Origin of the sequence: Sphingomonas sp. HMP6, from assembly GCF_013374095.1 — a bacterium.
Taxonomy (GTDB): Bacteria; Pseudomonadota; Alphaproteobacteria; order Sphingomonadales; family Sphingomonadaceae; genus Sphingomonas.
Genome location: NZ_AP022672.1, coordinates 393,231 through 415,471, shown reverse-complemented (window position 1 = coordinate 415,471; position 22,241 = coordinate 393,231). Strand labels below are relative to the sequence as shown.

Annotated in this window: 24 protein-coding genes; 15 read left to right on the top strand and 9 right to left on the bottom strand. The window is 64.4% G+C overall.

Annotation, left to right across the window (positions count from 1 at the left end; all coding sequences use genetic code 11):
• Window positions 1-40: 40 nt before the first annotated feature.
• Window positions 41-1,699 (bottom strand): inorganic phosphate transporter, encoded by a 1,659-nt coding sequence (locus HMP06_RS02020; protein WP_176495581.1) that lies wholly within the window; start codon window positions 1,697-1,699, stop codon window positions 41-43.
• Window positions 1,700-1,997: 298 nt separating this feature from the next.
• Between HMP06_RS02020 and HMP06_RS02015 the strand changes: the two genes are divergently transcribed.
• Window positions 1,998-3,143: a glycosyltransferase gene (locus HMP06_RS02015; protein ID WP_232089831.1), complete on the top strand. Its 1,146-nt coding sequence runs from the start codon at window positions 1,998-2,000 to the stop codon at window positions 3,141-3,143.
• Here HMP06_RS02015 and HMP06_RS02010 read toward each other — a convergent pair.
• Window positions 3,119-4,270: an aspartyl protease family protein gene (locus tag HMP06_RS02010; protein ID WP_176495579.1), complete on the bottom strand. Its 1,152-nt coding sequence runs from the start codon at window positions 4,268-4,270 to the stop codon at window positions 3,119-3,121. The two genes, HMP06_RS02015 and HMP06_RS02010, sit on opposite strands and share 25 nt — an antisense overlap.
• Window positions 4,271-4,318: 48 nt before the next feature.
• Between HMP06_RS02010 and HMP06_RS02005 the strand changes: the two genes are divergently transcribed.
• Complete coding sequence (locus HMP06_RS02005) at window positions 4,319-6,703, top strand: ATP-dependent helicase (protein WP_443026494.1); 2,385 nt, start codon at window positions 4,319-4,321, stop codon at window positions 6,701-6,703.
• A gap of 2 nt (window positions 6,704-6,705) precedes the next feature.
• Here the strand turns inward: HMP06_RS02005 and HMP06_RS02000 are convergent, their stop codons facing one another.
• From HMP06_RS02000 to HMP06_RS01990, 3 genes are read right to left on the bottom strand one after another with little or no spacing between them, the layout of a single operon-like run.
• A complete protein-coding gene (locus HMP06_RS02000; RefSeq protein WP_176495577.1) occupies window positions 6,706-7,809 on the bottom strand; it encodes a hypothetical protein in 1,104 nt (367 codons plus the stop codon).
• On the bottom strand, window positions 7,806-8,108 hold the full coding sequence (locus HMP06_RS01995; protein ID WP_176495576.1) for a HigA family addiction module antitoxin: 303 nt from the start codon (window positions 8,106-8,108) through the stop codon (window positions 7,806-7,808). The genes HMP06_RS02000 and HMP06_RS01995 overlap by 4 nt, the downstream gene beginning before the upstream one ends.
• Window positions 8,108-8,395 carry a type II toxin-antitoxin system RelE/ParE family toxin gene (locus HMP06_RS01990; RefSeq protein ID WP_176495575.1) on the bottom strand — a complete coding sequence of 96 codons (288 nt, stop codon included), beginning with the start codon at window positions 8,393-8,395 and terminating at the stop codon, window positions 8,108-8,110. Before HMP06_RS01990 ends, HMP06_RS01995 begins: the two co-directional genes overlap by 1 nt.
• Before the next feature lie 347 nt (window positions 8,396-8,742).
• Between HMP06_RS01990 and HMP06_RS01985 the strand changes: the two genes are divergently transcribed.
• The 3 genes from HMP06_RS01985 to HMP06_RS01975 all read left to right on the top strand — a co-directional run bounded on the left by HMP06_RS01985 (window position 8,743) and on the right by HMP06_RS01975 (window position 10,618).
• Entirely contained in the window at window positions 8,743-9,093 is a 351-nt protein-coding gene (locus tag HMP06_RS01985) for a DUF3147 family protein (RefSeq protein WP_176495574.1), read from the top strand.
• A 107-nt stretch (window positions 9,094-9,200) separates the two neighbouring features.
• A complete protein-coding gene (locus HMP06_RS01980) occupies window positions 9,201-9,470 on the top strand; it encodes a hypothetical protein (protein ID WP_232089830.1) in 270 nt (89 codons plus the stop codon).
• Window positions 9,471-9,652: 182 nt separating this feature from the next.
• A complete protein-coding gene (locus tag HMP06_RS01975) occupies window positions 9,653-10,618 on the top strand; it encodes a phosphatase PAP2 family protein (protein ID WP_176495573.1) in 966 nt (321 codons plus the stop codon).
• Here the strand turns inward: HMP06_RS01975 and HMP06_RS01970 are convergent.
• Entirely contained in the window at window positions 10,615-10,938 is a 324-nt protein-coding gene (locus HMP06_RS01970; protein WP_176495572.1) for a hypothetical protein, read from the bottom strand. The two genes, HMP06_RS01975 and HMP06_RS01970, sit on opposite strands and share 4 nt — an antisense overlap.
• 114 nt (window positions 10,939-11,052) lie before the next feature.
• On the opposite strand from HMP06_RS01970, the gene HMP06_RS01965 reads away from it, so the two are divergent.
• From HMP06_RS01965 to HMP06_RS01945, 5 genes are all read left to right on the top strand, one after another.
• Entirely contained in the window at window positions 11,053-11,469 is a 417-nt protein-coding gene (locus HMP06_RS01965) for a hypothetical protein (RefSeq protein WP_176495571.1), read from the top strand.
• Window positions 11,470-11,504: 35 nt separating this feature from the next.
• A complete protein-coding gene (locus HMP06_RS01960; protein ID WP_176495570.1) occupies window positions 11,505-13,784 on the top strand; it encodes a TonB-dependent receptor in 2,280 nt (759 codons plus the stop codon).
• A gap of 1 nt (window position 13,785) precedes the next feature.
• Entirely contained in the window at window positions 13,786-14,202 is a 417-nt protein-coding gene (locus tag HMP06_RS01955) for a cupin domain-containing protein (protein WP_176495569.1), read from the top strand.
• Between the two features lie 61 nt (window positions 14,203-14,263).
• Window positions 14,264-14,755, top strand: coding sequence for a pyridoxamine 5'-phosphate oxidase family protein (locus HMP06_RS01950; RefSeq protein ID WP_176495568.1), 492 nt, complete (start codon window positions 14,264-14,266; stop codon window positions 14,753-14,755).
• 122 nt (window positions 14,756-14,877) lie between these two features.
• On the top strand, window positions 14,878-16,290 hold the full coding sequence (locus HMP06_RS01945; protein ID WP_176495567.1) for an MFS transporter: 1,413 nt from the start codon (window positions 14,878-14,880) through the stop codon (window positions 16,288-16,290).
• 47 nt (window positions 16,291-16,337) lie between these two features.
• Here HMP06_RS01945 and HMP06_RS01940 read toward each other — a convergent pair whose 3' ends face one another.
• From HMP06_RS01940 to eno, 3 genes are all read right to left on the bottom strand, one after another.
• Complete coding sequence (locus HMP06_RS01940) at window positions 16,338-18,074, bottom strand: DUF885 domain-containing protein (protein WP_176495566.1); 1,737 nt, start codon at window positions 18,072-18,074, stop codon at window positions 16,338-16,340.
• Window positions 18,075-18,215: 141 nt separating this feature from the next.
• Window positions 18,216-18,509, bottom strand: a complete 294-nt coding sequence (locus tag HMP06_RS01935; RefSeq protein ID WP_176498328.1) for an FtsB family cell division protein — start codon at window positions 18,507-18,509, stop codon at window positions 18,216-18,218.
• 85 nt (window positions 18,510-18,594) lie between these two features.
• On the bottom strand, window positions 18,595-19,872 hold the full coding sequence (gene eno, locus HMP06_RS01930) for a phosphopyruvate hydratase (RefSeq protein ID WP_176495565.1): 1,278 nt from the start codon (window positions 19,870-19,872) through the stop codon (window positions 18,595-18,597).
• A 143-nt stretch (window positions 19,873-20,015) separates the two neighbouring features.
• Between eno and HMP06_RS01925 the strand changes: the two genes are divergently transcribed.
• From HMP06_RS01925 to HMP06_RS01905, 5 genes are all read left to right on the top strand, one after another.
• Window positions 20,016-20,504, top strand: a complete 489-nt coding sequence (locus tag HMP06_RS01925; protein ID WP_176495564.1) for a hypothetical protein — start codon at window positions 20,016-20,018, stop codon at window positions 20,502-20,504.
• Between the two features lie 22 nt (window positions 20,505-20,526).
• A complete protein-coding gene (locus HMP06_RS01920) occupies window positions 20,527-20,889 on the top strand; it encodes a phage holin family protein (protein WP_176495563.1) in 363 nt (120 codons plus the stop codon).
• Window positions 20,886-21,218, top strand: coding sequence for a DUF3618 domain-containing protein (locus HMP06_RS01915; protein WP_176495562.1), 333 nt, complete (start codon window positions 20,886-20,888; stop codon window positions 21,216-21,218). The genes HMP06_RS01920 and HMP06_RS01915 overlap by 4 nt, the downstream gene beginning before the upstream one ends.
• On the top strand, window positions 21,215-21,730 hold the full coding sequence (locus tag HMP06_RS01910; protein WP_176495561.1) for a hypothetical protein: 516 nt from the start codon (window positions 21,215-21,217) through the stop codon (window positions 21,728-21,730). Before HMP06_RS01915 ends, HMP06_RS01910 begins: the two co-directional genes overlap by 4 nt.
• A gap of 80 nt (window positions 21,731-21,810) precedes the next feature.
• Complete coding sequence (locus HMP06_RS01905; RefSeq protein WP_176495560.1) at window positions 21,811-22,050, top strand: DUF4170 domain-containing protein; 240 nt, start codon at window positions 21,811-21,813, stop codon at window positions 22,048-22,050.
• The last annotated feature ends 191 nt before the right edge of the window (window positions 22,051-22,241 follow it).

The window sequence follows — 22,241 nt, the reverse complement described above, 5'->3', positions numbered from 1 at the left end:
CCTAATAGCCCCTCCCCTGAAGGGGAGTGCCTGAGAGAGATCAGCTTCCCCCGACGCTCCCCGACAGCGTCAGGAACAGCCAGTACAGCCCGCCCGCCAGCGCCATCGCGGCGGGCAGCGTCAGCACCCACGCCAGCGCCATCGACCAGATCGTGCGCGGCTGCAGCCCCGCCCCGCTCGCGACCGAGGCACCCGCGACGCCCGACGACAGGATATGCGTGGTCGACACCGGAAGGCCGCCGAATTCCGCCCCCAAAATCGTCGCCGCCGCGACCAGCTCGGCCGAGGCACCCATGCCATAGGTCATGTGCGCCTTGCCGATCTTCTCGCCGACGGTCACCACGATCCGCCGCCACCCGACCATCGTGCCGAGCCCGAGCGCCAAAGCGACCGTGATCTTCACCCAAATCGGGATGTAGCGCGTGCCCTTTTCCAGGTTGGTTTGATACGCCTTGATCGACGCAAGTTCGCCCTCGCTAAAGGTCTTGGCTGCCTTTTCCTTGTCCTTGGTCGCGAGCCGCGCGCTGTCGAGCAGCAGATACATGTCGTTGCGCAGATTGGGCGTCGCCGCCGCCGGCACCTTATCGAGCGAGCCATAGCCGCCGATCCGCTGCGCCACGTCGCGCGACAGCGTGTCGACCGCGCCGTAAACCTGCGGCGTATCGGCATGGTGCGTCTGTAGCGCACTTGTCAGCACCGCGCGCGACGCCGCGAGATCGACCGGGCCGATTGTCGGCGCGGCGTGTGCAGCGAACGCCGCACCCGCTGCATTCACGCTCGACACAAAGGCCGGGGTCGCGCTTTCCGGCATCGTGCGGTTGAGCGCATAAGCGGTCGGCGCGCAGCCGATCAGGATCAGCATGATCAGGCCCATGCCCTTCTGCCCGTCATTGCCGCCATGCGCGAAGCTGACGGCTGTGCAGGTGAAGACGAGAAGCGCGCGAATGCCGGTCGGCGGCGGCGCATTGGCGTCAGGCGCACTGTACAATTTGGGGTCGCGCGCGATCCGCTTCATCAGGTGCAGCAGCAGGAAGGACGCGCCGAAGCCGATCAACGGGGCCATCCACAGCCCGGTCAGGATCTTGGTTGCTTGGCTCCAATCGACGCCCGACGTGCCGCCGGCACCACTCGACAGCAATTGGTTGGCGAAACCGACGCCCAGGATCGACCCGATCAGCGCGTGGCTCGACGAATTGGGAAGCCCTACGAACCACGTGCCAAGGTTCCAGATCACCGCCGCCAGCAGCAAGGCAAAGATCATCGCGAACCCGGCATTGCTGCCAACGTGCAGGATCAGATCGACCGGCAGCAGCGTGATGATCGAATAGGCGACCGCCCCGCTCGACAGCATCACGCCGAGGAAATTGAAGAAGCCCGACCACACCACCGCGACCGGGGCCGACATGGAATTGGTATAGATCACCGTCGCGACCGCATTGGCGGTGTCGTGGAAGCCGTTCACGAATTCGAAGCCCAGCGCGATCAGCAGCGCAAGTCCGAGGAACGCGAAGGTACCCAGAGCGAGGCCTTCGCCCACCTGCGCAGTGTCGGTGAAGATGCTGTACCCGGCGAAGCCGAGTCCCGCCACAAGGATGGTCAGGAAGATCCAGCGGCTTGCCGGGTGGATTCGTTGGTCGAGCCGGGGCCCGCCAGACGGGCGCTCAACCGCTTCCGGGAGCGCAGAAAAAGTCGTTGCCATGGCTGAAACGCGCATGCCTCTTTTGTGTTGCAGTTTGATGACAGTAGCTCGATGGCAGACGCCAAACGTTACGCCCCCGCCGCCCCGTTAGCGGCTCGGCGGTGCGCCCGCAACCGGGCCCGGATGTCCGATCGTTTCGAGCGCAGTCGAGAAACCGGTCCCGGGCGCGGCATAGGTTTCTCCACTGCGGACGAAACGAGCGGATCGGGGAATTCGGGTTGAATTCATCGCCATCTGCGGCATGGTCACTGCCGTGATGGGCACCTTGGCCGATCCCAGCCTGAACCCGATTGGCAGAATGTCCGCTCCGACCTTGCGCGTCCTCACCTTCCTCTACAGCTTCGCCCCTGGCGGGGTGGAACGCGTCGCCGCACGGCTACACGCCGCTTTTGTGCGGCACGGCGTGGAGTCGCGGGTCGTGCTGGCGAATGCGCGAATCGCCCCACCCTTCCCGCTCCCCGCCATGACGCAAGTCGCGCCCGAGCCCCGCGGCAGCACCATCTCTCGGCTCCTCGCGCTCGTGCGCGGCCTCCCCACGATCGTCGCGCGCGACCGCATCGACCTGCTGTTCTGCGCGGGCAACACCTATACCGCCCCCGCCGTGCTCTTGCGGCTGACGATGGGCCGCGCGTGCCCACCGATTCTCGCCAAGATCAGCAATGATCTGGTCCGCCCCGACATGCCATGGCTGGTGCGCCTCTTCTATCGCCGCTGGCTACGGATACAGGGCCGCTACATCGACCATTTCGTCGGCATGGCCCCGGCGATGCGCGGCGAAATCGCCACGCTGATCGGTGTGCCCGACGATCGCATCAGCGTAATCGAGGATCCCGCGCTGTCCGATGCCGATCTCGCGCGTCTGGCGCGGGTGCGCGACGCCGCGCAGCGCGACCACGCAGGCCGCCATTTCCTCGCGATCGGACGACTCGCCCCGCAAAAGAATTTCCCGCTGCTGCTCGATGCGTTCGCGCGAATCGTCCAGCCGGGCGATACGCTGCACATCCTCGGCGAAGGCCCCGAACGCGCCGCACTCGAAGCGCAGGCCGCCCGCCTCGGCATCGTCGATTCGGTCGCGCTGCCCGGCCACACCGATCCACTCGACGTCTGGCTGGGTCAGGCCGACGCTTTCGTCCTGTCGTCCGATTTCGAAGGCGTACCGGCGGTGGTGATCGAAGCGCTCGCCGCTGGGCTACCGATCGTCGCGACCGATTGCTGCGTCAGCATGGCCGATCTGCTTGGTCACGGCACGCTCGGCAGCCTAGTCCCGGTCGGCGATGCAGCGGCGTTAAGCGCAGCGATGGACACGGTCGCCTCGACCGAACCCGCCGAAATCGTCGCCGCCCGCCGCGCCGCCGCCGCGCGCTTCACGATCGAACACGCTACCGGCCGCTATATCGAGCTGATGCAACGCCTCGTCGATCAGAGGTACGGCGCGAGGGTATAACTGACCGGGCGCCGCGCGCCGCCGCGATCGAGCACCAGCGTCACCGCCTTGCCCGGCGGTCCGCCGATCATCCCGAGCGCGGCCTCCCACGGCATGTCGACCAGAACATCGCCCACCGCCACGCCCGCCTGCGCCGCCGGACTGCCGATGCCGACCGCCTTCACTTCAATGCGATCACGCTCGCGGTCGATCCACAGCCCCGACAGGCCGTAACGCTGCGGCGGCGGGTTCTGCGCGCTCGGCTTCACCCACAGCTTGCGCCCGCGCGTGTCGACCGACAGGTTGAAGCGCCGGATGAACGACAGTCCCACAATCCCGTCGAAATCTCCGCTCACATCACTGCCGAGCAAGGTCACCAACGGGCGCTCCTGCTTCGCGCCGCCCATTTCGATCGACTGCGTCCGCACGATCCGCGCGATCGGCCCGGCCCCGCCGATCCCGTTCGGCCGCGTCGGCGCAAACGGCGTGGTGGCATTCCACAACCCGAGCCGCCGCGCCGCGCTGTTGTTGAGCAGCAACGGACTGGGTGATCCGGTATCGAGCACGCAGCGGATCGGCCGCCCGTCGAGCAGCACCGTCGCGCTGATCTTGCGCGATCCCGCCGTCGGCCCGCCGCCGCGCGGAATTTCCGAATCGATCGCAACAAAACCCGGCCGGTCGCCGCGCCCGTCGGGATAGAATCGCATCTCGCCCGCGTCGAAATCCACATCGGTGTCGATCGCGGTGACCATCCCCGCCGCGAGCGCGCCGTAAATGCCCGAAGTATAGCCGAATTTGAACGCGTCGGAGAACATCACGTCGCCCTGCCGCAAGCCCCCGCCCATCAGCACGTCCCGCGCCAGGTACAGCGTGTAGGTGTCACTCCCGCCGACGCCGCGCGACCGCTCCGTCGCGCGGGCCTGCAATTTCAGCGTCTTGGCCAGGTCCGGCCGGATCAGGCTGAGATAGGTGCCGGTATCGATCATGAAGCTGTACGGCCCGCGCCCGCCGAACGTCACCGCCATGATCAGCCGCTCGTTCTCGACCGCGACGCGCGAGACGAAAATGCGCGGTTCCGCCCCTATCGCCACGCCCGGCAGCGCGATCCCGCCCGCCATCGCCGCCATCACTTCGCGCCTGCCGATCATCGAACGCCTCCACGCAACCGTCGTAACCGTCTAACGTCAGCGCCGGGAATGTACCACAACGCCAAGGGTTCCGCGCGGTTCGGCTTGCCCGCGGGGTACCCGTTCCCTAAGTGTTCACGCGTGACTCAGCTCGATACCCTCCCCGCCGATCCCCCCTATCTTCGCGGCCTCAACGCGCCGCAGCGTGAGGCCGTGCTCACCACCGAAGGCCCGGTCCTCGTCCTTGCCGGCGCGGGCACCGGCAAGACCGCCGCGCTTACCGCGCGCCTCGCGCACCTGCTCAACACGCGCAAAGCCTGGCCGAGCGAGATCCTCAGCGTCACCTTCACCAACAAGGCCGCGCGCGAGATGCGCCACCGCGTCGGGCGGCTGGTCGGCGATGTTGTCGAGGGGATGCCGTGGCTCGGCACCTTCCACGCGATCGGCGCGAAGATGCTGCGCCGCCATGCCGAGCTGGTCGGCCTGCAAAGCAACTTCACCATCCTCGACACCGACGATCAATTGCGCTTGCTCAAGCAACTCATCCAGGCCGCCGACCTCGACGAAAAGCGCTGGCCCGCGCGCTCGCTCGCCGGGCTGATCGACGGATGGAAGAATAAGGGCCTGACCCCGTCGCAAATCGATGCGGGCGAGTCCGAACTCTACGCAAACGGCCGCGGCCAGGAACTCTACGCCGCCTATCAGGCCCGCCTGATCGCGCTCAACGCCTGCGATTTCGGCGATTTGCTGCTCCACATGCTCGTCATCCTGAAGCGCGACCGCGACGTGCTCGCCGACTATCAGCGCAAATTCAAATACATCATGGTCGACGAGTATCAGGACACCAACAGCGTCCAGTATCTCTGGCTGCGGCTGTTGGCGCAGGAACGCAAGAACATCGCCTGCGTCGGTGACGATGACCAGTCGATCTATTCCTGGCGCGGTGCGCAGGTCGAGAACATCCTGAAATTCGAAAAGGATTTCCCCGGCGCGAAGATCATTCGGCTCGAGCAGAATTACCGCTCGACCCCGCACATCCTCGGCGCGGCATCGGGCGTGATCGCCAACAATTCGGGGCGCCTCGGTAAGCAGCTGTGGACCGAGCTCGACGCGGGCGAAAAGGTCAAGGTGCTCGGCGTGTGGGACGGTCCCGAGGAAGCGCGCCGCGTCGGTGAGGAAATCGACACCGCGCAACGCGCCGGAAAGAGCCTCGACGACATCGCCATCCTGGTCCGCGCGCAGCACCAGACGCGCGAGTTCGAGGACCGCTTCATCGCGACCGGCATCAATTACCGCATCGTCGGCGGCTTCCGCTTCTACGAACGCGCCGAAATCCGCGATGCGCTGGCGTACCTCCGCGTCGTCGCGCAGCCGTCGGACGATCTCGCCTTCGACCGCATCGTCAACGTCCCCAAACGCGGCCTCGGCGACAAGGCGGTCGCGCGCGTCCACCAACTCGCCCGCGCGCAAGGCGTGCCGCTCGTCACCGCCGCCGCCCGCATCCTCGACACCGACGAGCTCACCGGCGCGGCGCGCAAATCGCTCGGCAACCTCGTCATCGACATGGCGCGATGGCGCGCGCAAGTCACCGAAATCCCGCACGGCGACCTCGCGCGCATCATTCTCGACGAAAGCGGCTACACCGGCGTCCTCCAGGCCGAGAAATCGGTCGAGGCGGCAGGCCGCCTCGAAAACCTCACCGAACTCGTCCGCGCGATGGAGGAGTATGAAAGCCTCGGCGCGTTCCTCGAACATGTCAGCCTCGTGATGGACAATGAAGCCGCCGCCGAGGAACCCAAGGTCACGATCATGACGATCCACGCCGCCAAGGGCCTCGAATATGACACGGTCTTCCTCGTCGGCTGGGAGGAAGGCCTGTTCCCTTCGCAACGCGCGCTCGACGAAGGCGGCACCAACAGCCTCGAGGAGGAACGCCGCTTGGCGTATGTCGCGATCACCCGCGCCCGCCGCCGCGCGATCATCCTCCACGCCGCCAACCGCCGCATCTACGGCCAATGGACCAGCAGCATCCCGAGCCGCTTCGTCGGCGAATTGCCCTTGGAACATATCGAATCGGAATCGAGCATGGCCGGCGGCGAGAGCCTGTGGCGCGCAAATTGGTCCGAACGCGCCGACCCCTTCGCCGACGTTGCCCGCGGCACCGGGAGAGGCCCCGGCTGGCAACGCGCGGCGGGAGTCGACACGGTAAAACCGGGCGGCAGCTACACCCAACGCACCTTCACCCGCGAACCCTCCCGCGTCCGCGAATCCAGCGCCCCCGCCGTCAGCATCGGCAATTCCGGCCGCGCGGATGTGTCGGTCGGCCTGCGCGTCTTCCACCAGAAATTCGGCTACGGGCTTATTGCGGAAATCGAAGGCAACAAGCTGGAGATTGATTTCGAAACCGCCGGGCGAAAGCGGGTGATGGATAGCTTTGTGACGGTGGGGGAGTGAGCCTAGGTCTGCGCCCCAACATCATCTAAGACTCGTTCAACGAGAGCGAATGTAATGACATTCATACAGAGAACTAGCCTGGTTACGCTGCCCGCTTCGTCGGGAGTGTCGTTAAAATCGCTCGCTTCGCGCTCTACATACAAATATGATTGATGCACCACCCGAGACAAAGTCGGATAAAATCCTTTGTAAAAATTGACTCCAAGACTGGATGCTCGTGCCTTTTCGAACGTATTCGATAGAAAGGATTTAAAATTACGTAGGACATTCCCATCAACGCCACCCAATTCAGAATTATTTTCGATCATGCCCATAAATTGCATGCGGGGGCCGAAAAATTCGGGAGAAAGCCAGTCAAGACAGTAGTTCAGAAACGCTTCATAGGTGGATCTTGCAACCAACGATGCATGTTCTAGGCGACCTTCTTTTATCAAGAGTGATATGGAATTTAGAGCTCGGCCGTGTCGCCTTAAAACAGCATGAACCATCTGATGGTAGTGAACTTCAGTGTCACCGTCATGAAAATCTCTAACGGCATTTTGGGCGGCGATACATTCTTGTTCTAAGAAACAAAACGCCGTATCAACGTCAACGGAAATAGCATCACGGTAAGCCGCGTAGTCGCCGCTTAAAGGGCTTACAATCTGCGAGAGCGACGCGCAGGGGCCATCAGCCTCGATCCAAACCGAACCTTCATCGCCCGGGAGCTTCTTAGGCCTTAAAATGCGAACGGGAACTTTAACGATTCCTAAAGAAGCATAGATTTCCAACCACTCTGCATCTGGACAAACATAACCCCCACCTTTTGGTGCAAAATTGTTCCAATATACTTCAAGCGAAGGTCGACCCCCTGATTTTATATGGGATTGCATGATGCCGACCTCCCGTGGAGGATTTGACGAAATATGAATATTCCGTCCATTTTCGCGAATATAAAATCCCGGTACAACATCGCCAGATCTAAGGCGCGTCAAACCGATCTTTAAAGTGCCCTCATATTGCTGCTTAATGAGTTGCAAGTAACGCTCGTCCACCGCGCCTGTTCGATCAAATTCTATGTCTTCAATCGATATCTGTGTGACCTCTCTCCCGCGAATATGTTTCATAGGCACGCCGCCACCCGCTCCACATCGATCTCCCCCGCCCGCGCCCGAGCCGCTGCCAGATCATGCGCCGCCTGCATCCGCATCAGCGTATCGGCGCTCAGCCCGAAGGCCTTTTCGAAGCGGATTGCCATTTCCGCCGACAGTCCTGCCCGCCCGCCGAGCAAATTGCTCATCGCTTGCCGCGTGACGTGCAGCTTCGCCGCCGCGTCAGTTACCGACAGGCCGTGCGGCGTGACGATCTCGGCGCGCAACCACGCGCCGGGGTGGACCGCGAAACTGGAATGAAGCTTGATCGCCATCAGTGATAATCCTCCAGATCGAGGTCTTCGATCGCGCCGTTCGCGTTGATGCGAAACGTCATCCGCCAATTCTTCGTCACCGTCAGCGACCAGATGCCTGCCCGGTCGCCGGTCAAAAGGTGCGCGCCGAAACTCGGCGGCACCTTCAATTCGTCCGGTCCCGCGATAGCATCGAGATAGGCCAGCATATTGCGCAATCTCTCGACCAAATTGCCAGGCAAGCCTTTTGTCCGACCAGTTTCCGCGAAAGCGCGCAACGCTTTGTGACGGATGCTTTCGATCTCCACTTTACGTCTCTAACCCATCCAAACAGGACCGTCAAGCGTCACTTGACGCACGACATGGCCAGTAAAGCGGCCCTCGGGGTTAGCATCCAGCACCGCGTCCCGCCGGGCGAAAGTCTGTCCTACACACCCGATATCGGTCATGCTGCAACCCAACGGCTCTTTCTCATCTCCGACACCAACCCCGCGCGCGACATTGCCGACCGCCGCGCAGAAACACGCGTTTACGCCTAACTTTCCCCTCACCTTCCGCGCCACGCCGCCCCGCGATGGTGCGACCCTATGTGACTTTAGCCGCGCCACGACCCAGGCCACTGGCATCCCCTGCCCCACCGGCGCATAGGCCATCCATGCTCTACCTCGCGCTCAAAGCCCTTCTCTCCGGCATCCTCATCGCCGCCGCCTCGACGCTGGCGAAGCGCTATCCCGGGTTCGGCGCGCTGGTCGCGTCGCTGCCGCTCGTGTCGGTACTCGGCATGATCTGGCTGTGGAACGACAAGCCCGACAGTGCCAACATGGCGGCGCATGTCCAGGCGACCTTTTGGTACATCCTGCCCTCGCTGCCGATGTTTCTGGTCATCCCGGCGCTGCTACGGGCCGGCGTCGGTTTCTGGCCTTCGCTCGGGATCGGCTGCGCGCTGACCGTCGCGCTTTATTCGGCGATGGTCGCGCTCGCGCCGCGCTTCGGGATCGCCCTGTAACCGCCGTCGCCAACCTGTACCGCACCCTACGATCGCATTCAGCAACCATCGGTATTCAAAGGCCTATCCCGTCCTCAGCCCGATCACCGGGCCGGAAGGATGCAGACATGAAGTTCACCCATCTCATCGCCGCCGGACTTATGGTCGCGGGGCTTGGCGTCACCTCTACTGCCGCGTCGGCGCAGGATTACCGCGGCGGCGGTTATGATCAGCGCTACGATCGCGGGGATGACCGCCGCGACGACCGCCGTTTCGATCGGCGGGACGACCGCCGCGATTATCGCAATCATGGCCGCCATTATGGCTGGGATCGCGGGCGTCGCGCTGGAACAACCGTCGCAATTGCCGCGTCCAGTGGCGGCATCACCGTCGCGTGACGGTCTGCTACCGCTAATCGACCAACCGGGAGCGACGCACCGCGCGCCGCTCCCGGCCTCATCCAAAAATGCGATCGGCCAAATGTAATCTGGACGTCACAATATCTTCACGGCATGGTGGGTAACGGTCCGCTACGGACCTTTAACCGTCGGCGATCGATATCGTCTGCATTTTCAGGCGTATGCGCGTGTCGATCCCGACCACTTCCCTCTTCGCCATCCAAGCGCCGCCTTACCCGGGCAGCACGGCGCAGCGCGGGCTGATCGACGGGCATTGGATCGCCATCGGCCTTGCACTGAGCGTGATGTGCGTCGCCGCGCTGCTGTTCGATGCGCGCATGACGGTCGACCCGCGCTCGCCCGTCACCTGGGGCTTTGCCGGCGTGCTGCTGCTGTTCGGCGTGACTCGCTTGGTGTTCCGCACCCCGCGCAGCGCAGCGCAGCGTGTTGCGCGCGATCTCAGTGAATCCGTCGGCCTGTTCATCGGCATCTCGCTGCTCGGCGCAACCGCAACCTATCCACTGGCCGCCGACACAAACGGCTCGATCGATCCGCTGCTGCAATCGGTCGATGCCGCGCTGCATTTCAATTGGGTCGCCTGGTATCAGACGGTCGCGGCGCATCGCGCGCTGCAACTGCTCGGCACGGCCGCCTATCAGAGCATCTTCGTCACCCCGGCGCTGATCCTCGGCTATTGCGCCTGGTCGGATCGGCGGGCCGAGGCGCGCGGCTTCATCGCGACCTTCTGGCTCGCGGCGGTGGTGACGCTGCTGCTGTTCCGCTTCATGCCCGCCATCGGCCCGCTCGCGACGCTGTGGCACGGCCCGATCTCGTATCTGCCCGAAAGCGCTTTGTACGAGGCCGATCTGTTCCCGCTGCTGCGCGCGGGCAATCCATATATCGTAGATCTCAGCGCGCTCCGCGGGCTCGTCTCGGTACCCAGTTTCCATACCGCGAGCGGCGTCGTCTACATCGCCGCCGCCTGGCCGATGGCGCGGCTACGCTGGCCGGTGCTGGTGCTCACCAGCGCAATGCTGCTGGCGACCCCGGTGGAGGGCACGCATTATCTGGCGGACATGCTGGCGGGCGCAGCGGTCGCGATGGTCGCGGTGCTGACCGTCGCGGCGATCCGTCGCCGTCTGGCTTAAGCCTCGACCGCCATCAGCGCGGCGTCACCATATTTCGGGTCGTTCGCCGCAAACAGCGGGTTGGCCGCGAAATCGCGCTCGGTCAGCCCGACGCCATTCAGCCCTGTCAGCTTGAACGTGCCGAGCTTCAGCTCCTTGGGCGGCTTGCCGTCGCGCTCCAGCACAACGCCATCGACGAAGAGGTCGTCATGCCGCGTGTAGATGATGTGCGGCGCGAGCGTGATGTCGGTGCGGTTATAGGTGGCACGCAAGCAACGCTTGCGGACGATCGCCTCGAAGACGGTGGGAACGGGGCCGGACGGTGCTGTAGCGGTCTGCATGATAGCGCTATATCCAAAATGGTGCGTTGCAGCAAGTAACGACTGCGAAACGGAATGTTTCCACACAATCGGTGCGGGCTTGAGCAACCGATGATGAGGCGGTAGCGGGGCGCGATGGCGCGTCTCCGCCCCCTGCTCCCGGCCCGCGCCGCGATGATCGTGCTGCTGCTGTGCGTGCTGGCCGTGCGCGTGGTCGTGCCGCAGGGCTTCATGTGGGGCAGCAGCGCCGACGGATCGCGCGCGCTGGTGTTGTGCTCGGGCTCTGGTGCGCAAGCGCTGACGCCGGTCGCCGCCGCCGCGCTCGCCGCGCAGCACCGCAGCGACCAGCGCGATCAGGACGGCAAGACCGCCGACCACCTGTGCGCCTTTGCCGCCGCCAGCCTTGCGATCGATCTCGTCGGTGATGCCTACCCAATCGCAAGCGAACCAGCGCGCGCCTCCGCGCCGCGCCTCCTCCACATCTTCGCGCGTCCCGGCCTCGGCCTCGCCGCCCCGCCGCCACCCAAGACCGGACCGCCCGCCTTCGCCTGACGCCTTTGCCTTCCCGTCAGACGAAAGTATTTCCCATGAAGATTCCGAACTCGCGCGCCGCACTGCGCGCGTGCGCGCTGCTGGCATCCGCCGCCGCGCCTTATGCCGCTTATGCCGAAGATGACGACCAGCGCGACATCGTCGTCACCGCTCAAAAGGGCACATCAATCGAACAAGCGCCCTCTACCAAAGCCAGCATCACCGCCCGCCAGATCGAAGAACAGGTTAACGCGGTTAACATCGAGGACACCCTCAAATACCTGCCGAGCCTCGTCGTGCGCAAACGCCATATCGGCGACACGCAAGCCCCGCTCGCAACGCGAACATCGGGCGTCGGTGCCAGCGCGCGTAGCCTGATCTATGCCGATGGCGCGCTCCTGTCCGCGCTGATCGGCAACAACAACACCAGCGCCTCCCCGCGCTGGGGGCTGGTGTCGCCGCAGGAGGTGGCGCGGATCGACGTGCTCTACGGCCCCTTCTCGGCGGCCTATTCGGGCAATTCGATCGGTGCGGTCGTCAACATCACTACGCGCTCGCCCGACACGCTCGAGGGCGAGGTGAATGCCGGCATCAGCCTGCAGGACTTCAAACAATATGGCACCAGCCGCACGCTCCCGTCGTCGAATTTCGGCGCGACGCTGGGCGACCGTTTCGGCCCGCTCGCCGTGTTCGCGAGCTACAGCCATGTCACCAGCAGCAGCCAGCCGACCGTCTATATCACCGCGAACCGTCCCGCCGCCTCGAGTGTGGCCGGTGCGGCCACCACCGGCGGCTATGACGACGTCAACCGCACTGGTGCTGCGATCCGCGTGATCGGCGCGGGCGGGTTCGAACATCAGGTCCAGGATTTCGCCAAGCTCAAACTGGCACTCGACGTCACCCGCGACATCCGTCTCACCTATGTCGGGGGGCTGTTCCTGAACGCCACCAATTCAACCGTCGAAAGTTATCTGCAGAACGCCGCGGGGCCGGTCTATGCCGGATCGCTCAACATCGGCGGTTATGCCTACACCGTCGCGCCGACCGCCTTTTCGGGCAATGTCTATCGCTACGACCAGCGGCATTGGTCGCACAGCCTCGATCTCAGCGGCACCAGCGGCGCGATCGATTGGCAAGTGATCGGCACGCTTTACGATTTCGGGCGCGACGAACAGCGCGTGGCGGGCACCGCCCTCCCCAGCGCGACCGGCGGTGGCGCGGGCACGATCACCCGGCTCGACGGCACCGGCTGGTACACGCTCGACGCTAAGGCGCTGTGGCGCGCGGGCGGCGGCCACCGCATCAGCGCGGGCTATCACCGCGACCGCTACACGCTCGCCAACAATCGCTACGCCACCAGCGACTGGATTGCCGGCCCGCAAGGCGCACTCAACCTCGCCTCCAGCGGCAAGACCCAGACGCAAGCGGTGTGGGCACAGGATGCCTGGACGATCGCCGAGCCGCTGACGCTGACGGTTGGCGGCCGCTACGAATGGTGGAAGGCGTATGACGGCGTGAACTTCTCGCCGACCTTGCTGCCCACGCCCACCATCCTGCAGCCATCGCGCGCGGCCAAGCGCTTCTCGCCCAAGGCGGCGCTCGCCTGGACTCCGGCAAACGACTGGAAGATTTCGCTCTCGTTCGGTCAGGCCTATCGCTTCCCGACCGTCACCGAACTCTATCAATCGGTCACGGTCGGCGCGAACCAGCAGTCGCCCAACCCGACGCTCAAGCCCGAACGCGCGCTGTCGGAGGAACTGGCGATCCAGCGCGGGGATGGCGATCGCTATGTCCGTCTGTCGCTGTTCAACGAGGTGATCAGCGACGCCTTGCTCTCGCAGACCGGGCTGCTGCCGGGCGGCGCGAGCGTCGCGTTCGTGCAGAATATCGACCGCGTCCGCACGCGCGGCGTCGAGCTGGCGGTGGTCGAGCGCGATCTGCTGCCGCGCTTCGACCTGTCGGGCAGCGTCACGCTGGTCGATCCGCGCATCTGCGCCAACGCCGCACTCCCCGCCGTGATCGGCAAGCGCCCGCCGCAAGTGCCGCTGCGCAAGGCGACGATCGTCGCGACCTATCGCCCGACCGACGCGGTCTCGCTCACCGCCGCCGCGCGCTATGCCAGCCGCAGCTACGGCACGATCGACAATAGCGACCCGGTGTCGTTCACCTATCAGGCCTTCGGCAGCTATGTCGTCGCCGATCTGCGCGCCAATTTCCGCGTGACGCCGCACTGGCAGATGGCGGTCGGCGTGGACAATGTCGCCAACCGCAAATACTTCCTGTTCCACCCTTTTCCACAGCGCACGTTGAGCGCCGAGCTGAGCTACAAATTGTAACATGCCCCACCCGCTCATCGCCTCGCTCAACCTGTCGCCGCATCCCGAGGGCGGCTGGTACCGCGAGACGATGCGCCAGCCCGCGCCCGATCCTGCCAGCGGGTGCAAGCCCGACACAACGGAGCCGCGCGGGTTGGCGACGGCGATCCTGTTCCTGCTCGAGGATGGCCAGCGCTCGCACTGGCACCGCGTCGATGCGACCGAGCTGTGGCTGTGGCACGCCGGATCGCCCCTCACGTTGCGAATCGATCGGGAGGAGCATCTGCTAACCGGCGATACCCCGCAGGCGATCGTACCGGCGGGCGCGTGGCAATCGGCCGATGCGTCGCGCGGCTGGGCGCTGGTCAGTTGCGTGGTGACACCGGCGTTCGATTTTGCCGGTTTCGAGCTCGCGCCCGAAGGCTGGTCGCCCGCCTGACCAAGCGGCCTGACGGAACCGCGCGCGGCTTTGCCCGTTCGGTCAGGGAAGGAGACGCATCATGTCCAATCAAGCTGAAATCGAACACAAATTCTGGAAGGCCCTGCGCTCGGACATGACCGTAATGCTCGGTCTCGCCGGGGTCGACGAAGGCCATACCCGCCCGATGACCGCACAGCTCGACGGTGACGAGGATCGCGGCCCGATCTATTTCTTCGGCTCGAAGGAAACCGAACTGGTTTCGGAACTCAAGACCGACGGTCGCGCGATCGCGACCTTCGCCTCAAAGGGCAATGACGTGTTCGCGACGATTCACGGCACGCTCAGCATCGATAATGACCGCGCCGTCATCGACCGGCTGTGGAACAGCTTCGTCGCCGCCTGGTATCCCGGCGGCAAGGATGATCCCAGCCTGACCCTACTCCGCCTCGATGCCGATCGCGCGCAAGTCTGGATCGACGCGTCGAGCTTGCTGGCGGGTGTGAAGATGCTGCTCGGGGTGGACCCGAAACAAGACTATAAGGATAAGGTAGCCGAGGTTTCGCTGGCCTAACGCCTTACGCACCGACCAATGCTGCCATCCCCGTGAAAGCTGGGACCCATCCCTGACATCAGGAGACAGGTCCCCGCGTTCGCGGGGATGACAATGTTTGTTCCCATCGACAAAGGCAGCGCGTGACGACCCCCGATCCCACCGACGGTCTGCCCCTTCCCCGCCGCTACGCCGCCATCGCGACGCTGTGCCTCGGCACGGCGCTGATCATTATCGACGGCGGCGTCGCCAATATCGCGCTGCCGACGATCGCGCGCGAGCTTGGGGTAGATCGCTCGGCGGTCGTCTCGGTCGTCACTGTATACCAATTGATGCTGGTCATGCTGCTGCTGCCCTTCGCTGGCCTTGGCGAACGCATCGGCCTCAAACGGCTGTATCAATGGGGCCAGTTGCTGTTCGCGGTGGCGACGTTGCTGTGCTTCTTCGCCAAGAGCTTGCCGTTCCTGCTGATTGTCCGCGCGGCGCAGGCGATCGGCGCGGCGGCGGCGCTCAGTGTGTCGGCCGCGCTGATCCGCTCGACCTATCCCGCCAAGCAGCTCGGCAGCGGGCTCGGAATCAATTCCGCAATCGTCTCGGCGGGCGCGGCGCTTGCGCCGACGCTCGGCGGCTTCATCCTCGGAATCGCGCCATGGCCGTGGGTCTTCGCCAGCGCGGTGCCGTTCGGGATCGGCTCGCTGATCCTCGGCCGCGCGCTGCCCGATCCGCCGCCGCGCGATACACCGTTCGACGTGATCGGCGCGATTATGTGCGCGGCGATGTTCGGGCTGGTGATCGGCGGGCTGGAAAGCGGCGTGCATGGCGACAGCCCGATCGTCTCCGCCGCGATCGTGCTCGCGGGCGCGCTGGTCGGCCTCTATTTCGTTCGGCGTCAGCGCAACACGCCCGACCCGATCCTGCCGGTCGATTTGCTCGCACAACCGGTGCTGCTGCTGTCGGTGATCGGGGCCTATACCGCCTTCATCGCCTCGATGACGCTGATCATCTCGATGCCGTTCCGACTGCAAAGCGAGTTCGGCTTCACGCCCGTTGAAATGGGGCTACTGATGGCACCGTGGCCGCTGACCAACATCGTCGTCGCGCCGCTCTCGGGTTGGCTGTCCAGCAAGATTCCCGCAGGGGCGCTCGGCGGGATCGGCATGGCGATCTCGATCTTCGCGTTGATTCTCATCGCCAATCTGCCCGCCCACCCCAGCCATTTCGACGTGATCTGGCGGATGGCGCTGTGCGGCGCTGGCTTCGGGACCTTCCTGCCGCCCAATGCGCGCCTGATCATCGGCAGCGCCCCGCGCGAACGCGCCGCAGCGGCGGGCGGGCTGGTGTCGACGACCCGATTGCTCGGTCAGACCACCGGCGCGACACTGGTCGCGGCCTTGCTCGCGCTCGGCCTCGGCGGGGGCGCCACCCCGCCGCTCGTCGCCGCGACGCTCGCCCTCATCGCCGGATTGTGCAGCCTCGCCCGCCTGCGCCCGTCGATCCGCATGCCGCCGAGCGACGAGGTGGCGGAGGCGGTGCCGACGTTAAAGCAGTCGCGGTAGGGTACCACCACCCCGGCGAAGGCCGAGGTGGCGCAGAAAGAGTGGCGCTAGAACACCGCTTTCCCATCCCCACCCAGCATCGCCTTGCGCACCAATGGGATCGGCGGCCCGCCATAGCGCAGGAATTCGTCGTGAAACGCCTTCCACGACGCGCGTCCGCCATGCGTGGCGGTCCAATCCTCGCGCAGTCTACGGATCATCAATTTGCCCATCGTGTAATTCAGATAGGCCGGATCATACGTCCCGCGCGCCGACTGCTGCTTGGCATTGCCTTCGTCCTGATAGCATTGCTTGACGAACATCGCGCGAGACTGTTCCTGCGTCATCGTGCCACTGTGCAGCCCGATCGCCGAGAGATAGCGACAATTGCGCAGCAACGCGTTCGACAACTGCCCGACATGCGTCTCAGCATCCCCCTTATGAAGCCCCGCTTCCCACATCATTTCCTCGGCATAATGCGCCCAGCCCTCGGCAAAGGCGTACCCGACGAACAACCGCCCGAAGATCGAGGGTGAGGCATTGGCGTGGCGGAATTGCAGGAAATGCCCCGGCATCACTTCGTGGACGGAAGTGAACAGCAAATCCATCTTGCCCGGGATGAAGCCGTCCTGCTCGGCCTTGCTCCACGACGGGTCCGGCGGCGAGATGTAATAGACCGAAGGGATGCCCTTCTCGAACGGCCCGGGCGGATCGATATAGGCGCTGTTCTGCCGGTTATACGGCGGACTCTCCTCGACCAGCGCCTGTTCCTGGTCTGGGATCGTTACGATGTCGTTGGCCAGCACGAACGCGCGCAGTTCCGGGATCTGCTTGCGCGCCTCGGCGACCGGATCGTTATTGATGGGCTTGTTGGCGTTCATCTTGGCCATGCACGCCGGAATCGTCGCACCCGGTGCGAACTGCCCGCATGCCTCGGCCAGCGCCTTCTGGTTGCGGAGCAGATCGGCCTTGCCCGCCGCCTCCAGCGTGGCGAGCGGCACGTCGACACCCTCGGTCTGCTTGATCATCCGTGAGAAACGCTCGGCGCCCAGCGCGAAATCCTGCGTCGCATTCGGGCGCTGGCTCTCCAAATAGGCACCAAGATCGTGCATCGCCTTCGACGCGGCAGCGGCCGCCTGATCGAACTCGTCCTGCAGGGCAGGGCTCTTCACCTCGGCAAACGCCTTCTTCGCGTCGCCCGTATAATAATCCCCGAATCCGTTGAACGCGGCAACGCCGAAATTGATGTAGCTGAGCGGCATCGGCGTCTTAAGGTTCGCCTTGATCTGCGCGGCCGCGTCCGGAATTTTGCGCAGGAAGGTTACCATCGCGCGCATCCGCGTCGGCGCATTGGCGTAATTGCGCGCGATGTAGACGTTGGGGTCGAGCCCGGCATTCACATACCAGGCCGGGTTCTTGTGCGGGAAATCGGCGTCTTCCAGCCAGAACAACTTCCCCGACGCGACCGTCACCAGATAATCGCGCTCGAACGCCTCGTCCTTGCTCAGCTTGGCGGTGTCGAACGCCTTGGCCTTGTCGATCGCCTCGCGCAGGAAATCGCCTTGCCGCTTCAGGCCACCGGGCGTCCAATCGCCGAGGCCACCATCATAGTCGTGCTTCCCCTGATACACCGCATCGGCGGGCGAGACCTTGAACCAATCCTCGATGAAGGTGTCGCGAAAGCTCTTCCAGTCGGTCGTCGGCAGCGCGACGAGCGGCGCCATTGACCCTTTGGGTTCAGGTGCGGCGGAGGCGCAGGACGCCAAGGCAAGAGCCGCGATCCCGGCCAACAAAACTGAACGCATAGCGGCTCCCTCGATTCGGTATGGCGCGACGCTGCCACCTTGCGCCCGATCGCGCCAGTCCGACCGGAATCCTTAACGGCTCGAGGGAGAATCGACGCGCCGGATCGCAGGGTAGACCGCCCGTTTGGCCGGTACCGTCGATTATTTCGTGTCGGTCAGCGGGACGATCATATCGTCTTTGTGCACGACACCGAGGTTCTTGAGCGCCAACTCCTCGACCATGTCCGGATCGGCATGTTTCGGGTCGAGCAGCGCAACGCGATTTTTCAAATCCGCGCGATTTTTGTCGAGCATCGCGAGCTCGCGCTGCTTGACCGCCAATTGCCGCTCGATATCGCCATACGCAAGCGCGCCGTTCGGGCCGAAGATCGCATAGCCGCCGAAGAAAACGGCGACGATCAGCAACGCCGCCGGCGCGATCGCGCGGCGGAGCATCGTACGGAGGGTTGAGCGCTTCTTGACCACGGTCGCGACTGTCGCGCATCGCGACTCGTGGATCAAGCCCGTATTTTTACGGTCGTTAAACGCGGATGACAGAGCGTCCCGCATAGACTGCAGCGCCCTCCAGCTCTTCCTCGATGCGGATGAGCTGGTTGTATTTGGCCAACCGGTCGGACCTTGCGAGGCTGCCCGTCTTGATCTGGCCGCAATTGGTCGCGACAGCCAAATCGGCGATCGTCGAGTCCTCGGTCTCGCCCGAGCGGTGCGACATGACCGCAGTATAGCCCGCCCGTTGCGCCATCGAAACGGCTTCGAGCGTTTCCGTGAGCGTACCGATCTGGTTAACCTTCACCAGCAGCGAGTTCGCGGTGCGGGTCTCGATCCCCTGCTTCAGCCGCTTCGGATTGGTCACGAACAGATCGTCGCCGACGAGCTGAACCTTGTCGCCAATCATGTCGGTGAGCGCCTTCCAGCCCTCCCAATCGTCTTCGCCCATGCCGTCCTCGATCGAAAAAATCGGGTAACGGCGAGTCAGGTCGGCAAGATATTCGGCCATTTCGTGACTCGACAGGCTCTTGCCCTCGCCCGAAATCTCGTAACGGCCGTTTTTGTAGAATTCGGTCGCCGCGCAATCAAGCGCGAGCATCACGTCGTCGCCCGGCGTGTAGCCCGCGGTTTCGATCGAGCGCAGGATGAATTCGATCGCCTGATCGGTCGAGGCGATATTGGGTGCAAAGCCACCTTCGTCGCCAACCGACGTGGCCAAACCCTTTTCGTGGAGTGCTTTTTTCAGGGTGTGGAAGATTTCCGAACCGCAGCGGACCGCTTCGACGATCGACGTTGCGCCGACCGGCACGATCATGAACTCCTGGAAGTCGATCGGGTTGTCGGCATGCTCGCCGCCGTTGATGATGTTCATCATCGGCACGGGCAGGACATGCGCCGAGACGCCGCCGACGTAGCGATAGAGCGGCAGCGTGCGCGCATCGGCGGCAGCCTTCGCCACCGCGAGGCTGACACCGAGGATCGCATTCGCGCCCAAGCGGCTCTTGTTTTCGGTTCCATCGAGTTCGATCATCGTCGCGTCGATCTCGCGCTGATCCTCGGCCTCAAGGCCCGCAACCGCGTCGGCGATCTCGCCATTCACCGCATCGACCGCGCTCTGCACGCCCTTGCCGCCCCACCGGCTCTTGTCGCCGTCGCGTTTTTCGACCGCTTCATGCGCGCCGGTCGAGGCGCCCGATGGGACCGCAGCGCGGCCGAAACTGCCGTCTTCCAGCATCACATCGACCTCGACCGTTGGGTTGCCGCGGCTGTCGAGGATCGTCCGGGCATGAATGTCGATGATTGCGGTCATGGAACGATCCTTCTAACTGTCGGGCGGAAGTTTGCGCGTGCCTCTATCGGTTAACTCCCGCGCCCGCAATTCGCAGGGAGATGGGAACTAGGACAGGCGCTGACCGGTTACGTGTTTTCGATCATCAATGAAGGGCGCTCGTCATGGCTACCACCCCAGAATCCGCCAACGAATCCACCACGACCGAACATCTCAACGCGGCCTCCGCTGCCGCACACACGGCAGCCGACGAAGCGGGCAAGGCAACCGTCACCGCCACGCAATTGCTGAAGGACAGCGCGAGCAAGATCGGCAAGGAAGCCGTCGATCGCGCCAAGACCTATGCCGAGGATGGCAAGGCCCGCGCGGGCGGCGCGCTGGACGAAATCGTCAAGATGATCAACGATGCCGCTGGCACCGTCGATGAGAAGCTCGGCGAGCAATACGGCCAGTATGCGCGCGGCGCCGCCGATAAGGTTGCTGGCTTTTCCGAAGGGCTGAAGGCCAAGGAACTCGACGATCTGATCGACGATGCGCGTGGTTTCGTGCAGAAGAGCCCGGCAATCGCGATCGGCACAGCGGCCGCCATTGGCTTCGTGCTGGTGCGCTTGATCCAATCGGGTCTGGCCGCCGACACCACCGATAAATCCTGAGCCTGAGCGTCAGGGGGCAGTGATGGACGACGTGGCGCGCGACGAAACGGGCGATGACGACAGCATCGCGTCGCTGTTTGCGCGCGTCCTCGCCGATGCCGAGCATCTCGCGCGTGCGGAGATCGAGTTGCAGAAGGCGAAGGTCGTCGCGCGGATCGACGAGGCGCGCAACGGCGTGCTGTTGCTCCTTGCCGCCGTTGCGACGGCATCGGTCGCCCTCACTGCACTCGTCGTCGGCGTGTTGATGGTTTTAGCACCGTTGGTCGGCCCCGGCTGGGCCACGGCGATTGTCGTAGGCACGCTTGTACTCCTGTCCGTGTTGATGGGCTGGCTTGCCATGCGGCATTTCAAGCTGCTGTTTGGCGCAACCGAGGAGCTGCCATGACCGGACGCGCGATCGGCACGCGGCTCGCGCTGGCGCAGGCGCGGTCTGAGGCAGCACGGGCGCGGCTCTCGGGAACGATCAGCGCGCTGCAACGCCGTGCTACGCCTCGGGCGTTGGCGCAGGATATGGCGGAGACGCTGCAAACACGCGGAATCATTGCACTGAATGGCGTCGTCGAAACCGCCCGGCGGAGGCCGCTGGCCGTTGGGCTAGCGGTGACGCTGCTGAGCCTTTTCCTGGCGCGACATCGCATCGCGCGTCTTGTACGGCGGCGCCCGGCACCGCGCGCCATTCCCGCTACTTCCCCCAAACGAGGATCTTCGAAATGACCGACGCGAAATCTTCCAAGGCGCGCGGCAAGCAAGCTGTCGCCAAGGTTCGCAGCTCCGCCACCAAGGCGGTCGAAGCAACATCCGACACAGCCCGCGATCTCGCGCGAAAGACCGCTGAGGGTATCGAAGCCAATCCCGTCGGACTGCTCGCTGGCGGAATCGCCCTTGGCGTTCTGCTCGGCGCGTTCGTGCCGCGCAGCGCGCAGGAAGCAAAGCTGCTGGCCCCGGTCGGCAAGCGGATCAGCGATACGACGCGCGGCGCCGTCGACGCGGCGAAGGATACCGCCAAGGCCGAGCTCGACGTGCTTGGCCTCACCCGGTCTGCGGCGCGCGATCAGGTCGGCAAGCTGCTCGGCGGGGTGGTGCGGACGCTGGCAACGGCGGGTGCCGCCGCAATCGTCGCGGCCAAGGCACCGCCGACTGCCGAGACCAAATCTACCGCGGCATCGGGCGATGAAGCCGTCGCCAAGCCGAAGCCGAGCGCCAAAAAAGCGAAAACGCAGGCGTAATTTTTTAGGAAAGGTTCCCGAAAGGCATCACCGCCCCTAAGATGGGGCGAGCACAGTCATGCCTATCGGGACCTGAATTCATGAGCAAACTCCACCTCGTTTTCGGCGGGCGCGTGTCCGATCCGCGTACTCTGGATTTCGACGATCTCGGATCGATTGAGATCGTTGGCGTCTTTCCGGACTATGCCAGCGCCGAAAAGGCATGGCGCGCCGCCGCGCAGCGCACGGTGGATGATGCCGAAATGAAGTTCGTGGTGGTCCATCTGCACCGGCTGTTGCAGCCGGATTTGCTAGCGCCGGGGGCAGGCGCGTCGGCGTAGCGACGGCGCCGGTGCGCGTCAGCGCAGCCCCCGGGCCTGACGGCGGGTCGCATCTGCGAACCCGTCCGACGGCGGCTTTGCAGACGGCGTCTCACGAACGTGCGCGCTGACACGGGAATAAATCCCGTGTCGTCGGTCGGCGCTTTGGCGCCGCCGTCCGTAAGCGGCTAGTTCGCTTGCGATTAGCTTCG